The sequence below is a fragment of the Kaistella yonginensis genome (assembly GCF_030409525.1).
Lineage (GTDB): Bacteria > Bacteroidota > Bacteroidia > Flavobacteriales > Weeksellaceae > Kaistella > Kaistella yonginensis.
Window position 1 is genome coordinate 59,337 of the sequence record NZ_JAUFQB010000020.1, and the last position, 15,167, is coordinate 74,503.

12 protein-coding genes are annotated in these 15,167 nt (G+C 36.5%); 5 read left to right on the forward strand and 7 right to left on the reverse strand.

The window, feature by feature from the left end; genetic code table 11:
• Positions 1 to 414: 414 nt before the first annotated feature.
• From QWY78_RS08005 to mutY, 6 genes are all read right to left on the reverse strand, one after another.
• A complete protein-coding gene (locus QWY78_RS08005) occupies positions 415 to 1,404 on the reverse strand; it encodes an NAD(P)H-dependent flavin oxidoreductase (protein WP_290218438.1) in 990 nt (329 codons plus the stop codon).
• A 350-nt stretch (positions 1,405 to 1,754) separates the two neighbouring features.
• A complete protein-coding gene (locus tag QWY78_RS08010) occupies positions 1,755 to 3,125 on the reverse strand; it encodes a peptidylprolyl isomerase (protein ID WP_290218440.1) in 1,371 nt (456 codons plus the stop codon).
• 65 nt (positions 3,126 to 3,190) lie between these two features.
• Entirely contained in the window at positions 3,191 to 5,035 is a 1,845-nt protein-coding gene (locus QWY78_RS08015; protein WP_290218442.1) for a peptidylprolyl isomerase, read from the reverse strand.
• Positions 5,036 to 5,124: 89 nt separating this feature from the next.
• Positions 5,125 to 6,045, reverse strand: coding sequence for a PfkB family carbohydrate kinase (locus QWY78_RS08020; protein ID WP_290218445.1), 921 nt, complete (start codon positions 6,043 to 6,045; stop codon positions 5,125 to 5,127).
• A 120-nt stretch (positions 6,046 to 6,165) separates the two neighbouring features.
• Positions 6,166 to 6,723: a gliding motility lipoprotein GldD gene (gldD, locus tag QWY78_RS08025; RefSeq protein ID WP_290218448.1), complete on the reverse strand. Its 558-nt coding sequence runs from the start codon at positions 6,721 to 6,723 to the stop codon at positions 6,166 to 6,168.
• Between the two features lie 465 nt (positions 6,724 to 7,188).
• Positions 7,189 to 8,229 carry an A/G-specific adenine glycosylase gene (gene mutY / locus QWY78_RS08030; protein ID WP_290218449.1) on the reverse strand — a complete coding sequence of 347 codons (1,041 nt, stop codon included), beginning with the start codon at positions 8,227 to 8,229 and terminating at the stop codon, positions 7,189 to 7,191.
• 46 nt (positions 8,230 to 8,275) lie between these two features.
• Between mutY and QWY78_RS08035 the strand changes: the two genes are divergently transcribed.
• From QWY78_RS08035 to QWY78_RS08045, 3 genes are all read left to right on the forward strand, one after another.
• Complete coding sequence (locus tag QWY78_RS08035) at positions 8,276 to 8,566, forward strand: HU family DNA-binding protein (protein ID WP_290218452.1); 291 nt, start codon at positions 8,276 to 8,278, stop codon at positions 8,564 to 8,566.
• 393 nt (positions 8,567 to 8,959) lie between these two features.
• Positions 8,960 to 10,522 carry an Rne/Rng family ribonuclease gene (locus QWY78_RS08040; protein ID WP_290218454.1) on the forward strand — a complete coding sequence of 521 codons (1,563 nt, stop codon included), beginning with the start codon at positions 8,960 to 8,962 and terminating at the stop codon, positions 10,520 to 10,522.
• Between the two features lie 328 nt (positions 10,523 to 10,850).
• Positions 10,851 to 11,378 carry a hypothetical protein gene (locus tag QWY78_RS08045; RefSeq protein WP_290218456.1) on the forward strand — a complete coding sequence of 176 codons (528 nt, stop codon included), beginning with the start codon at positions 10,851 to 10,853 and terminating at the stop codon, positions 11,376 to 11,378.
• Between the two features lie 522 nt (positions 11,379 to 11,900).
• Here the strand turns inward: QWY78_RS08045 and QWY78_RS08050 are convergent.
• Positions 11,901 to 12,968 (reverse strand): tyrosine-type recombinase/integrase, encoded by a 1,068-nt coding sequence (locus QWY78_RS08050; RefSeq protein WP_290218459.1) that lies wholly within the window; start codon positions 12,966 to 12,968, stop codon positions 11,901 to 11,903.
• 638 nt (positions 12,969 to 13,606) lie between these two features.
• On the opposite strand from QWY78_RS08050, the gene QWY78_RS08055 reads away from it, so the two are divergent.
• Positions 13,607 to 14,329, forward strand: a complete 723-nt coding sequence (locus QWY78_RS08055) for a hypothetical protein (RefSeq protein WP_290218461.1) — start codon at positions 13,607 to 13,609, stop codon at positions 14,327 to 14,329.
• Between the two features lie 167 nt (positions 14,330 to 14,496).
• On the forward strand, positions 14,497 to 15,054 hold the full coding sequence (locus QWY78_RS08060) for a hypothetical protein (RefSeq protein ID WP_290218464.1): 558 nt from the start codon (positions 14,497 to 14,499) through the stop codon (positions 15,052 to 15,054).
• The last annotated feature ends 113 nt before the right edge of the window (positions 15,055 to 15,167 follow it).

Here is a 15,167-nt window from a genome sequence, read left to right on the forward strand (position 1 = left end):
AAACACGAAGTGAAAAGATCGAAAAGTTAGGTGGGTTTGCGCAGGAATTTTTTGAATAGAATCAATGAGAACAAATCCAAAAAGCGTTCGGATAATTTTAGAAAATTTAATTGTGCGATTCCCATTCTTTTGTTCAAGTAAACAAATATAGGCAATGCTACGAAACCAAAAAGCTGACATGAATCATAATTTGGCTAAATTTTTGCAAATTAAATTTTAACAAAAAATAAACAATATGAAACGATCACTTTTAAGAAGACTTTTAGTCTACGCAGCGCCAATTGCACTTGGCTATTTGATGAAAAAATTGCAGTCTAAAAAACGAAACGCCATCTCTTCGAGATAACCAAAAACCTAATAAACCTCCCATTGAATGAGAGGTTTATTGGGTAATATTCCTATTTGCGTTGGTATTTATAGCTCAGAAATACCTGCTGCCTTAAATTCTCGGAGTAGATTTTCAAATACTTTTTCAACAGGCAAAATTTCATTGATTAATGCAGAAACTTGCCCAATTTCAAGTTCGCCTTCTTCCAAATCGCCTTCGAACATACCTCTTTTTGCACGCGCTCTGCCCAGGGTTTCTTGTAACGCTTGTGCATTTCTACCTTGTTCGTAGAGCTTTTCTAAATCATGAAAGAATCTGTTTTTCACCAATCGAACGGGTGCTAATTCTTTTAAGGTTAGGTGGGTGTCGCCTTCATTTAAGGAGATGATTTTATTTTTCCAGTTTTCGTGCGCACTGGCTTCTGTGGTTGCTGCAAAACGAGAACCGATCTGCACGCCGTCTGCACCTAGAATCATGGCTGCTTTCATTTGCGAGCCTAGTGCAATTCCGCCGGCTGCGATCAGTGGTTTGCTGATGTGCTTTTTCACGTTGGGAATCAAACAAAAGGTGGTGGTTTCATCACGGCCGTTATGGCCGCCTGCTTCGAATCCTTCTGCAACGATGGCATCAACGCCAGCTGCTTCGCATTTCATTGCAAATTTGGTGGATGAAACTACGTGAGCAACTTTTAGTCCTTCTTTCTGCAAGGTTTCGGTGTAGGTTTTGGGGTTGCCCGCCGAGGTAAAAATAACTTTCACACCTTCTTCTAAGATGATCTGAATCACCTCATTTAAATTGGGATAAAGCATGGGAACATTTACGCCAAAAGGTTTTTTGGTGGCAGCTTTGCATTTCCGGATGTTTTCTCGTAAAATATCAGGGTACATGCTTCCGGCTCCGATGAGTCCCAAACCGCCGTTATTAGAAACCGCAGATGCCAATCGCCAACCGGAATGCCAAATCATTCCTCCCTGAATGATGGGATATTTTATTTGAAAAAGCTGGGTGATTTTGTTTTGATTTTCATTCATTTCTTTCATCTTTTTGGCCACGCCAAAATCTAAAAAATTACTCATGGGGTAAATTTAATTAAATCGGTGAAGAGGAAAAAATTTTAAGGCTAAATTTAAATATTGTCGGGGGAGAAGGGAAAGGACAAAATTTTCCATAATCCTATCGTTTTTAGGTTATTTTAAAATTTATAACAATAATGTATCAAGATATTTAGATAATTTTTCTTAAAAAAAACTGAGCCAAAATGAATTTATTGATTTCTTAAGCAAGTGAAAAAAAAACCATTAACTTAACTTCGAAATCTTTAGGATTGCTTCGTTGTTCCTCCTGGCAATGATCTGTGTTGAACTTATAATTCTTCCTTTCAATAGAAGCAAAAAAAAATCTCCGCTGAGGCAGAGATTTCATTTATCTAATTGTCGACGGTTTTTCGCCAGTCGGTTTTAAATGTGCAGTTTTTGTAGCGGTCGTTGATGGAGATAAATACATTTGGTAATTTTTCTTTGACCCATTTTTCTACCATTTCGTTTTTCTTTTTGTTGAGCGCCATTTGCTTAATTCTGTTGTAATCGGTAGATATATCGAGTTTATGCGCTGCGATGATATCATCTACTTTTATGATGCTTACGGTTTTTCTGTCCTGCTGAACGGAATCTTGGAAAACATCGGTGATGTCGCCTTTATGAAGACCGGCAATTTGGTAAGAAATGGTCGGAGGAAGGTTGAGTTTTTCAATTTTATCTGAGCCCTCTTCCGAGGTCAGGATTCCTGCATTGAACTTGGTTTGTTTGTCATCTGAAAATCGGTAGGCTGCATCTTTGAAGCTCAGTTTACCATCGATAATCAGAGTTCTTATGCTGTCTAATTCTTTTTTAGCAGCATCGATTTCGTCGGCATTAGGTTCCGCTTTTAACAAGATATGACGGGCATCGTATTGTTTTCCGCTTTTCTTCACCAGTTGAATTAAGTGATAGCCAAAATCGGATTCTACAGGATCAGAAAGTTCTCCTTCTTGTAAATTAAGTGCTGCAGCTTCAAACGGTTTTACCATTTTCCCTTTTGAAATATTGGTATACAAACCACCTTTTGCGGCCGAACCTGGATCGTCTGAATAGATTCTCGCTTGGCTTTCAAAGGATTCACCGCCTAAAATATCTTGCTTAATTTTGTTAAGTCGGGCAATGATTTCATCTTTATGCGCATTGGTCAACTTTGGATACATCGTAATTTGCGACAGCGAGACTTCATCTTTCACTTCTGGAAGTTGGTATTGGAACGTGGTAAAGAAATCGGTTACTTCATTGGGCGTAACGTCGGCTTTATCGGTAATACGGCCATATTTCATCTGTCCATAGTAATTATCACTATCGATTTTTTCGATCGCATTTTTCATTTCATAAGACGTTCGGAATTTGTAAGTAGAAAGCATGGCTTTCTCATCCGGGAATTGTCCTAAAATCTGGGTATATTTTTGATTGGCGTTTTCTTTAATCGCTGCAGAACGGTTTTCAATGAGGGTATCTCTTTTGGCTTCATAGATCAATAATTTATTATTAATGATGCTTTCTACGAATTCGCATTTATCTGCAACGGTGGCACCTTGCTGTTTTGCAAAGTTCGCCTGATCCTCTATATCAGATTCCAAAATAATTTCATCACCCACTACTACGGCAATTCCGTCGACGAGATCTCCTTTTTTCAAAGCGGATTGTGCTTTGCTTAAGGTGCCAAAAAACACGAGCATTAAGCTAAAGATCAGGGTGAATTTTACATTCTTATTCATATCTCTTTTTTATCAATCTGCAAAATTATCATTCTAAACGAAATAACTTGCATTTTTTATTATAATTATTTCTTAAAATTCTTTTCTAAATCCTTTAGGAATTCCGGTTGAACCACGATTTTGGTTTTTATTTTTTGAAGCGCGATGATTTCGTTGAGTTTTTTCTCATTCACGGCATCTTTTAATTCTTCTGCGGCTTCTTCTTGGGTCATCTGCGCAGGAGGCACTATTTTATCAATGGCAATCACCAAAGATCGTGCGCCCATTTCGGTTTGGTGCACCCCTGGCTTGAACGGTACTTTGTATTTGGTAAAAACATCGGCATCTTTGGACATTTCTCCTTTTTCAAAACTCACCAAGACTTGTTTTTCTGCGGTTAATTTACCGGTAAATTTGCCTTTCAAAAATTCCCAACCTTTCGGGTCTTTGATTTCTTTTGCAATATCTTTATTCAGTTTGGGATCAGCAATGATGGCTACTCTGCCCTCTGCCCTTTCGCCCCACATAAATTTTGATTTGTTTTGATTGTAATATTCGGTCAACCATTCCGGGTGTTTAGCAATTTCTTCATTTAAATATTTAGAGAAGATATAATCGGAGTAAAGCGATCTTTTATAGGCTTCTAATTCTTCTTTAATATTTTTAATATTGGTGAAATTTTTACTGTACACCCTTAGAACATCTTGAGAGTTGATGTTGCTGATCGCTTCAGTCCAAACGGCTGGAGCCAATTTCGCGGCATCGTCTTTTTTATCACCAATCATTTCTTTAAAATACCCGGCGGTGATTTTTTCATTTTTGTATTGGTATAGAAGCTCGCTGTCTTTGGCAGCCATCAAATCCTGATAGGATTTTTTCACTTGTTGAAATGCAGGAAACTCTTTGTAGGAAGCATCTGTTTTTAAATAAGCGGTCATTTTATCCTGTAAAACTTCAGAATAGAGGGTATTGTTCATTTCTCTTAAGAAAAATGCTCTGTTCTTTTCTGTTAAAAGATAAGGTTCTACATTATAAATATTGAAAACAAAATAATTTTCACCAAAGAGAAGTGGTTCCGGCGTATAATAGCCTGCTTTCTGTCCTTTGAATAAGGCGTAGACTTCATCTGGCAATGTTGGTGAACCCATAATTACTCCACCATTATCTTTCTCGTGCTCGTTGGCACCGTATAATTTAGCAACTTCCTGAAAAGTTTTACCGGCTTTCAAATCTTTATAAATATTGTTTTTCAACGTTTCTGAATTGGCATCTTTCGGAAAAGAAATCGTTCCAAAAATCATATAACCCAAACTTGGGCGGGAATTCAAAACTTTAGCAAAACCAACATAAGACGGTGTATCAAAGAACTTCGTCATGGAGTTGTTGGGCAAGGTTTTAAGCTCTGCATACATTTGATTATCCAAGCTTCCAGGTTTAATATAGATTGCTTTGGGATTGGCTTTGGTATATTTAGAAATGGCCTCTTCCAGGGTGAGTTTTCCCGATTTCACATCGTTGTACACTTGCTGATAATTGGTGGTATCACCAGCCGATTTTTCCAGAATAAATACTTGAACTTCTTTTTCGGTTTGGCTGTCTTTAACAAACTCATTTAAAACCGGATTAATCACCTGGGCAGGAAAGAAATGCTGGGTTCTTAACTCGCTTTCTTTTTCCGACATTCTTTCGCGGAAATACGTCAAGGTATCGGCTTTTTTTTCGGCTGCAAATTGCTGAAACAAATAGAAATTCTGAGTGGTAGTAATGGTACTTTGCACGCCGGCATTTTCTAAACCGTATGCATTTTCTTTCTTAAACTGCTGCACGGAAATGCTGTCTTTGCCCACAATCATATATTGTGCAGACAGTCCGGTGCAGAAAGCCAACATCATTGCTATACCTCCTATTTTTTTCATAGTATTATTTCTCATTTTTTTTTGAAGATTAATCCAATTTTAAATTTTTCGCTCTGTGATGAACGTCGTTTTATTGCTATTCAGATTGTTGGGATCAAGGAAAGTTAAACGTGTACCTGGAATGTGGTTAATTCTTTAAAACTTTTGATTCTGGCGATCATTTCACCCTCTGTAACTTCTTCTAAACGCTGTGTCCCGAATTTCTCTACCGTAAATGAAGCCATGGCTGAACCTACGATTAAAGCAGATTTCATAGTCTCAAAAGAGAAGTCTTCTTTTTTCGCTAAATACGAGGCAAAACCGCCGGCAAAAGTATCACCAGCACCAGTTGGGTCGTAAACTTCTTCTAACGGAAGCGCTGGGATTGCAAATATTTTTCCGTCGTGGAACAGTAAGGCTCCGTGTTCTCCTTTTTTAATAATGACGAACTGCGGACCCATTTCGTGGATTTTCTGTGCTGCTTTTACCAAAGAATATTCACCAGAAAGTTGACGTGCTTCTTCATCATTAATGGAAATGACATCGGTTTTGGCGATCATTTGCAATAAAATATCTAAAGCAGAATCCATCCAGAAATTCATGGTATCTAAGATGACCAATTTCGGACGGTTATTCATTTTTTCTAAAACAGAAAGTTGTACACCGGGATGAAGATTTCCTAATAATAAAATCTCGGCATCTTGCATGGATTCAGGAATTTTCGGATCGAAGTTTTCTAAGACATTTACTTCTGTAACCAATGTATCTCGCGAGTTTAAATCGTTGTGGTATTTACCGCTCCAGAAAAAAGTTTTTCCTTCTTTGATGATTTCAATTCCTTCGATGTTTACGCCTCTACCAGAAAGCATATCCAAATCAGCTTGTGGAAAATCGCCACCTACAACAGAAACAATCCCTGATTTCACTCCCAAAATAGAGGAAGCGATGCTTATGTACGTAGCAGCGCCACCCAAAATTTTATCTGTTTTTCCGAACGGTGTTTCTATGGCGTCGAAAGCGACTGAACCAACAACTAATAATTTCATAATTTTATTTTTAATATTGCTTTTAATAGGATTGCATCCTATTCTATGTTAAATCGCCACTTCGTGGCTTTAAATTTTTTTTCTAAATTAAGCTCTTGGACAAGACTCGACTTGACGCTGCTATTTTTTCCATTCAAAGGTTTCTATTAAATGCAGCAAATCTCTTTTGATATAATCTACTGCGGGACCCAAGGAATCCGGTTTTGGCCGCGTATTGAAATATAAATTTGCGGTTACATAATGCCGTGTAGAATCGGTCACAAAAAATTGTAGATTTGAGGCGCTTTGGCCTTTCAATTCATAGAAGTTACCGAACACTCGATGTTCTGAAAAACTGAAGGATTTGGTATCGATCGCACTTGCTTTGATGGTATGTTCGTAGACCATTTTCTCGGATTCTCTTACATGCAGGTCAAAATCATTTTTAATGGGAAAGTAGGTGATAAACACCTTCGCTTTCATTTTTGGATATTCAATATAATACCAACACGGATTTTTCGCCTCTTTCACTTGCGCAAAATCAGAGTATTCAAAACTAAAATTACAAGGCGAGCTAAAGTTTTGGTATTTGGGTTCAGGATATTCTAAACGAAGTTCACCAGAAGGTTTTGGCTGCGCTTCATCAGTACAAGAAAGCAAAACAAATCCTAAAAAAGTGAAAATGAGTTTTTTAAACATTGCGCAAAAATACGAATTAGTTTTAAATTTTAAATAAAGAAAAATGAGGGCTTTACATAAAGTTTTTATTGGGAGCGTGATCGCCACCAATGCAGGAATGGTTTTAATCAATCTCTAATTTTCAATGCCCGAAAAAAAACGGAACTACTACTTATCAAATAAAGGAAAGAAAATTCGTGAATTCGCGGCAAATATAAATGAACCATTGTGTTTTTGGTTAAGAATTTACGAGGCGTAAATCTTCATGAACTTTTCCCCAGCAAGGTTTATAACTTTAAAATGGTGTTATAAATACATCAAAATTATTTTTCTCCATGCCAGAAGGGTTTAATTTTGTTGAATTTTTTTAAGCACTTGATTGCAGATCGGAGACGAAGAAATTTATTTCTTCGCATATTTAGACATGCTCTAGGAGATTGTAAATTTCCTTGCGGTTAAATAATAACTATTTTTATAATTAAAGTCTCATTTACTTTTATAACAATCTTTCAAATAATTTTCCAGCGGTTTCGGGAAGGATTTCTGATGCGATTCTTCTTCATTAATGATGAAAAAATCATGTTCTGCAGCAAATTCGGTGAAATCTTCTTTGGACTGCAATATAATATGACTCATTTGGATGGTTAAGTTTTTATGCGTTAGTTTATGCGTAATTGTTTTGTGATTAACCTTAAATCTCTCCCATTCCACGGGAATCTCGATTGGAAATTCGTAGAGTTTTTTCCAGATAAAATCGTCTTTTCTTTGTTTGACCAGGAACTGTCCGTCAAATTCTACAAAAGAATAAAAAAGTTCTAAATCCGTGGGTTTGGTTTTTTTGGTTTTCACAGGAAAATTGGGGATTTTTCCCAAGTTAAATGCGAGGCAGTCTTTGATTAAAGGGCAACTTTCACACAAAGGATTTTTGGGTTTGCAAATTTCTGAACCGAGATCCATCATGGCTTCATTGAAAGTTCCGGCTTCCTTTTCGGGCATGATTTTATAAGCAAGTTCCGAAAAATATTCAAAAGCTTTGGAATTGGAAACATCGCAGTCATCGGCAAAAACGCGGGATAAAACCCGATAAAAATTACCATCAACGGCCGCGATTTTTTTTCCGAAGCAGATGCTTGAAACTGCTGCAGCGGTATATTTACCAACGCCTTTTAATTTCAGCATATCATGGTGATCCTTCGGAAAAATACCATTAAAATCATTTACGATTTGAAGGGCGGCTTTGTGTACATTCAAGGCTCTGGAATAATAGCCGAGTCCTTTCCAATAAAGCAAAACTTCATCGGTTTCTGCTAGGGCTAGGGTTTGCACGTCGGGAAATCGTTGAATAAAATTTCGGTAATGACTTAGTCCCTGTTCTATGCGTGTTTGCTGGAAGATTATTTCGCAAATCCAAATCTTGTACGGATCGTTGGTTTTTCTAAAAGGTAAATCTCTGCCATGGATTTGATACCAATCCAGCAATTTCCTACCAACATGAAGAAAATCAGCATTTTGTTTTTTTGTTTTCAAAAATTCTTATTATATTTGCACACCAAAAATATAAATAAAAAAGGAAATGACAAAGGCAGAATTGGTAAACACCATCTCAAATAAATTGGGAACTGAAAAGAATGAAACCCAGAAAGTTATTGAAGCTTTTATGCAGGAGATCAGAACATCAATGTACAACGGAGATAATGTATATCTAAGAGGATTCGGTTCATTCATTATCAAAACCAGAGCAGCAAAAACAGGAAGAAATATTTCAAAAAATATCGCCATTGAAATTCCTGCTCATAATATTCCGGCCTTTAAGCCTTCAAAAACTTTTGTAGAGAAAGTAAAAACAAAAGTAGCGGTTAAATAAAAACTGCCTCAGTATTATCAATAACTAAAGAATAAATATAAGTTACAAACAAAAAATTTAAATTATGCCAAGCGGAAAGAAAAGAAAGAGACACAAGGTAGCGACCCACAAAAGAAAGAAAAGAAGAAGAGCAAACAGACACAAGAAAAAATAATCTTTTTGCGATTTACAATATAACAATATAGTTGGTGTGTTTATAGGTATAAAATTACACCGGCTATATTTTTGTTTTAATCATCCTGATCAACCTGTCGCGCGAGAGCTTTTCTTAAAAGTACAATTTTCGCCATCACTGATAAAACAGAACCCAGAAACTATTAAAAAATTGAGCAATTAGAATTGATTTTTTCAGAATTTCTAAGACCCTTAATATTTTAATCCCTTATCAACAGAATGAAGAAAGAACTGATTATATCACATGAAGATGAGCAATCTAAGATTGCCTTGCTGGAAGACGGACGCCTTTTTGAACTGCACGAACAGGAGGATAAAAGTGAATTCGTTGTCGGCGATTTATTTATCGGTAAAGTAAAAAAACTCGCTCCGAACCTCAATGCTGCCTTCGTAAGTATTGGTTATGAGAAAGATGCCTTCTTGCATTATCAGGATTTAGGTCCCCAATTTCTCACCTACAAAAAATTCCTACAAGACACCGTTTCCAAAAGACAACCCCACTCTTCTCTGAAGAATTTCGATATTCAAAAAGAAATTCCGAAAGGCGGGATTATTGATAAAGTTTTGGCCAAAGACGACGCTGTTATTCTGCAAATTACCAAAGAACCCATTTCTACAAAAGGACCGCGAATTTCTACCCAGATTTCCCTTACCGGTCGGTTTTTGGTTTTAATTCCGTTTGACAAAAGCGTTTCTATTTCGAAAAAAATCAACAGTTCTGAGGAGAAAGACCGGCTCAAAACTTTAATTGAAAGTATTAAGCCAGAAGGTTTCGGCGTCATCATCAGAACCGTAGCCGAAGGAAAAAAAGTAGCTGAACTTCATAACGATATGAATCAGCTGATACAAAAATGGGAAACGACTTTTAAAAACCTTCAGAAAATCAAAGTTCCGAGCAAACTATTAAGTGAAGAAGATAAAGCTTCCTCTATTTTGCGGGATAATTTCAATGCTGATTTCGTATCGATTATTTGTGATGATGAGCAGATGGTTGATGATATGCGAAGTTATATTGAAGTTATTGCCCCGGAACGTAAAAACATTGTTCAGTTCTACGACAAGCCAATTCCGTTACTGGAATATTACAACGTAGAAAAGCAAATGAAGCAAAGCTTCGGGAAACACGTAAATATCCCAAGTTCTAAAGGAGCGTATTTGGTAATCGAACATACCGAAGCGCTGCATGTAATTGATGTAAATTCGGGAAACAACCTTTCCTCAGGAGCAGGTTCATCCAACAAAGAACATGCGCTGACGGTGAATAAAATGGCAGCCACTGAAATTGCACGGCAACTTCGCTTGCGGGATATGGGTGGAATCATCGTGGTGGATTTCATTGACATGATTAACCCTGATCACCGCCGGGATTTATACGAACATTTCAAAAATGAAATGAGCCGTGATAAAGCCAGACACAAAATTCTGCCACCGAGTAAATTCGGTTTAATTCAATTAACGCGTCAACGTACAAAACCTGAAAAAGTAATCAAAACGAAGGAAGACAACCCGAATATCGACGGAGAAATTCTAGCGCCAATCGTGGTGGTTGAACGCATGGAAGAAGTGATCCGTAATTTGATCCAAACCGAAAAAGGAAAACTGTTTTTACATGTTCACCCTTTTGTAGAAGCGTATTTAACCAAAGGGTTGATGAGCATACAAACGAAATGGTATTTGAAGTACAAAAAATGGGTAACGATTATCCCAAGAGATTCATTTAAATATTTAGAATACAAAATGGTGAATTCTAAAAAGGAAGAATTAATGAGTTATTCTAATTAAGAATACAGACCAATCTTACAACAACATATAACTTCCGAAGATCTTTCGGAAGTTTTTTTATTTAGACCACAAAATTTTTTTACGTTTAAAATCCTGAGGCTTAAAAGTGCGAAATGAAGATTTGCGTTTTTTAAAGTCGAAGGAAACTTAATTTTATTAATTTCTTACTATTGAAAATTCAACGACAGGACTTCCTGATCTTTCCTCTTTTTTAAACAGGCCGAAGAAAATTTTGTAATAATGAACTCCATTTTTGTGGTTCATTTAAGGATTATCTCCGTTAAATAATAGTGCTATATTTGAATATTAACTTTTTATCAATTATTTAATGAAACTAAAATTTTCCCTTCTGGCAGTTCTGATTTCGTCCATCAGCATGTTTGGACAAAATTTTGAGAAACTCCTCTATTCTAAAAAAAATCAACCCACCATTATTATAAATGAAAAAATCATTGCCAACTGGGAAATGATCAATTCGCTGCCAAAAGACGCGATAAAGGAAATACGGGTCATGAAGTCCAAGCAGGCTGATTCGTACGCAAAAAGCGATCCGAATTTAAGTGCGTATGGGTTGATTCTGTGTAAAGCAGATGTTGGAAAACTTGAAACCAAAACTCAAAAGGAGATCCGACAATTTCTGGGTGCAGATGTGAACACGAAAATCTACATCGATGGATTTTTGTTAAAGGATGAAACCCATCTTATCGCGACAAAAAGTATTAAGGAAATTGAATTCATCAGTCCGAATGAAGAAGATTTAAATGAAGAAAAGATCATCATAATCTGGACATTAACTAAAGATAAAAGGCTAGCTTCTTCGGACCGCAGTAAAAATGAAGTACAAAAGAACAACTAAGAAACTCAAACGGTTAAACCGTATTGAAAACGTATTTTTTATAAAAAGCTGTGTTTGATCAGTCCTGCTTTTTCTTGCTTAAAATTAGCTGAATGAGAATGCCGGGAATCACCGTATAAAAAGCTGCTACATGAAGCAGAATTCTCGTCATTTTAGTTTCTGCTATGACTGAAATAAAATCAAAAAATCTGGCAGGACGGCTATTTTGACTGATAAATCATAAAAAGCAAATTTTGAAATTCTGAAGCTGAACTACGGAAAGGAATTAGTTGTGTTTTCGTTTGGTCGAAAGTCGCCTCAGCACGACGTTTTTATATTATCACAACGTTTTGAATCTCGTAGGAAAAAGAGACGCTGCTTCTTACTAAAAGAAATTGATAAAGAAAGCGGAATATGCAGCCCGACTTGAATGGAGCTCATTTTTTTTTGCGTTGGGTAAGCGGAGGAAAAAAATAGCGGGAATGGAAGGCGGAAATGTCTGCCCAAAAAAAATAGAGAAATATTTGTAGGGAAAAGGGAACGCTATTTCAGTTTGTCTAAAGGTGATTGCACGCTGGCAACGGTGCGGTCGGCGACGTGGGTATAATTGAGGGTGGTTTTGATGTCGTTGTGTCCCAACAGTTTTTGGATGAGTGAAATATCGGTGCCGAATTCCAGCAGATGGGTGGCGTAACTGTGGCGTAAACAGTGGATGCCAACAGATTTTCTGATGCCGGCTTTTTTCATTGCTATTTTGAAAACGGACTGCGCACTTCTGATGGCGTATTGTCCGCCGGTTTGGCCTTCGAAAAGATAAACTTTGGGCAGATAGGCTTTGTAGTAAAGGCGCAAATCTGCTAAAATGGTTTTGGGAAGATTAACGTAACGGTCTTTTTTTCCTTTGCCATGTGCGATGAGGACTTTCATGGTTTGGGAGTCTATGTGTTCTATTTTAAGGTTCACAATTTCGCTTACGCGAAGGCCCATTCCGTAACATAATTGCAGGATGAGTTTGTGTTTTGGATTATCGGTAACGCTGAGTAGTTTTGAGATTTCGGAGGTGTTGAGGGATTTTGGAAGGAGTAATGGCTTTTTGGGACGGGGAATATCGAAAAATAATTTGTCCTGATGGAGTACTTTTTCAAAATAGAATTTCACGGCATTCATCCGGCTGTGGATCTGGTTTTCGGAGAGGTTTAATTCTTTGTGGCAATAGAGAAAATAGCTTTGCAGTTTTTCTTTGGTGAGTTCTTCTACGGGAAATGATTTGAGGATGTACAGCAACTGGGCAAACTCTAAGGAATACACGCGCATGGTGTTACGGCTGAATCCTTTAAGTACTAAATGGTTCTGAAGTTTCTGAAAGGCGGCTAAATTATTGGGATGAATTTTCAGCAGGACTTCTTTGCCCACTATTTTTTTAGCGAGACCAAAGAGATCGCGGTTGAAACTGTTATCGGTTACATACCACGATTTTTGTGTATTTGACCAATGGGCTTTTGTTACGCTTTTCAGCATTTTAACCAAAGTAAAATCTTTTGGGAATTTGATCCAAATGATCTTTTTATCGCGGTGCGTGGCTTCTGCTGGGGCCGAAGTATTTTTTATCAAAAACGGGCTGCGTATTTTCCATAGCTGAAGATGCGTATTTGAATAGTTAAACGTGCGTATTTTGTATAGCCGTAAAGTTAGAACAAAACCAAAGCATTGGGAGCGGTGTTTTCACCCTAAATAAAAATTTTTGTTGGTATGAGAAAGTTGCGTATATTTGAGAGTTAGAGCGCAATTTTACAAGCCAGATTGGTTTTTTGTTGAAAAGTTTTGTTTTTAAAGCAATGATTAAAAGAGGCAAAATAGAAGATTTTGCTGGGCAAACTTTCAAAGAGATCTTTGTCTGAAAGTTTCACTTTCGAAGCGAATACTCGCATAAAGTTTGACGAAGTTATGGAAAAAAAATTAAAAAGTCAAGTTTTTATTTTTTTTATAACTCTTTTAATCAGTGCTTTATCGCTTTTCAATTTCTTTTGTTTACTTCGCAAAGCGGGGTTTTGCAAAATAAACAAAAGAATAAAAAACACAATATGACAAGTAAAACTGACTTGTTTTTGTAAATTAGCATAAACAAAAACATTCGCCTAACTGGCAGTTTTGCAAAATTTGTCTGCCGCAGGCGCAACACAGACAAACTTCGCAAAGCTGCCGGACGTTAGCAGATAGCTTATAACAACCATCATCCATAAATATTAAATATGAGAAAAGCAGGACTTTTTATTTTAATCGGAATCATATTCGCTTCGTGTTCAACGACTAAACAGGTTGGAAGTTCGAATTTAAGTGCTATTGCAAGCGGTATTGAAAGCCCTAACCCACCAATAACTAAATCTTTATTTGACGACAAGAGTTCAACTATTTCGGAAGAAAATATCCAAAAGATATTGGATGGGAATTACAAACTTCCCGACAATTTAAGAGTAGCATTCGTTAAACTTGAAAGTTCTCAAAACCGCCAAAGATATTATTGGGCAGACGAACAATTTTTAAAATCTCAACAACAATATCTTGACTTGTTCTCTCAAAAGTTTAAGAATTCACTGAGAGTAAAATCTATTGCGACAATACCTGACATTTTAATTTCTCAGACACCGACATTTACAACAATAAGAGAAGCGGCAGTAAGAACTCAGTCTGATATTGCTGTCATATATTCAATTAATAGTGATATTTATTCCCAGTACAAATTGTTCGCCAAAGCAGACATTAAAGCATTTGCGACAACTCAACTTATTATCTTGGACGTTCGGACAGGATTAATTCCCTTCACAACAATTGTAACTAAAGATTTTAAAGACAAGAAAAATAGTACAGATTTGAATGACAGTGAAGCCGCTAGCAGAATAAAAAGTCAAGCAGTACTTTTAACGATTGAAGAAGTTGGAAACCAGATTACGAACTTTTTAAACAATGGAAAATAACCAAGCCATCTGCTAACAAACAAATTGGCAATAGAGCCGGTGAAGTGCTTCTATTGTGCTTTTGTACAAGGTTGAACAATAGTAATCCTATTCAACATTTGTGCTAAAAGTCGGCTCCATCGCCAATTTGCCAAACGTTATACGACAGCTTTCCAAACAAACCGCAAATGAAATTACTATTCGCCGCAAGAGGCAAATATGACGAAACTACAAATGATAATTTTTCTTGGGAAAAATATAAAGATTGGTCAAAACTTTATCATTTAGATGAATTAGTTTCTCTTGACGGTATGCTAAATGAAGATTTAGTAGAACCGAATTATGATAGTGAAGAAGAATGGAATAATATTCACGTTGTCGATATGGTTCAAACTGGATTTTACAATAATCTTGAATATGTCTTAAGTAAAATATCGTTAAATAATAAGTTTAATCTTTTAGCTGTTGAAATTGAGCCAAATCAAGAACGTTCAAATTATGAATTGAATGATTATGAATTTATTGGCTATGATTTATTAGATCAAGATTATTCAATTAGTGCATTAACTAATTGCGGTGGTTTTGATGAATCATTTTTACCTTCTGATTTGAATAGTAAAGGTTTAATAGGTGATTTAGATAAGGCTAAAGATATTCAAATTAAACTATTAGAAAACAACCCTGAAGAACATCACGCAGACACTAATGTAATAGCAGTGTGGAGAAATCTCAAAATAGGAATATAAAGCCGTCGTATAACAGTGGTAACCGTTGCACAACCCCAATATTTTCGAGATTACCCAAAATTTATAACAAAAAACGACCTCTTTTAAAGCGATTTAAGGGAGCTTTGTTTTTG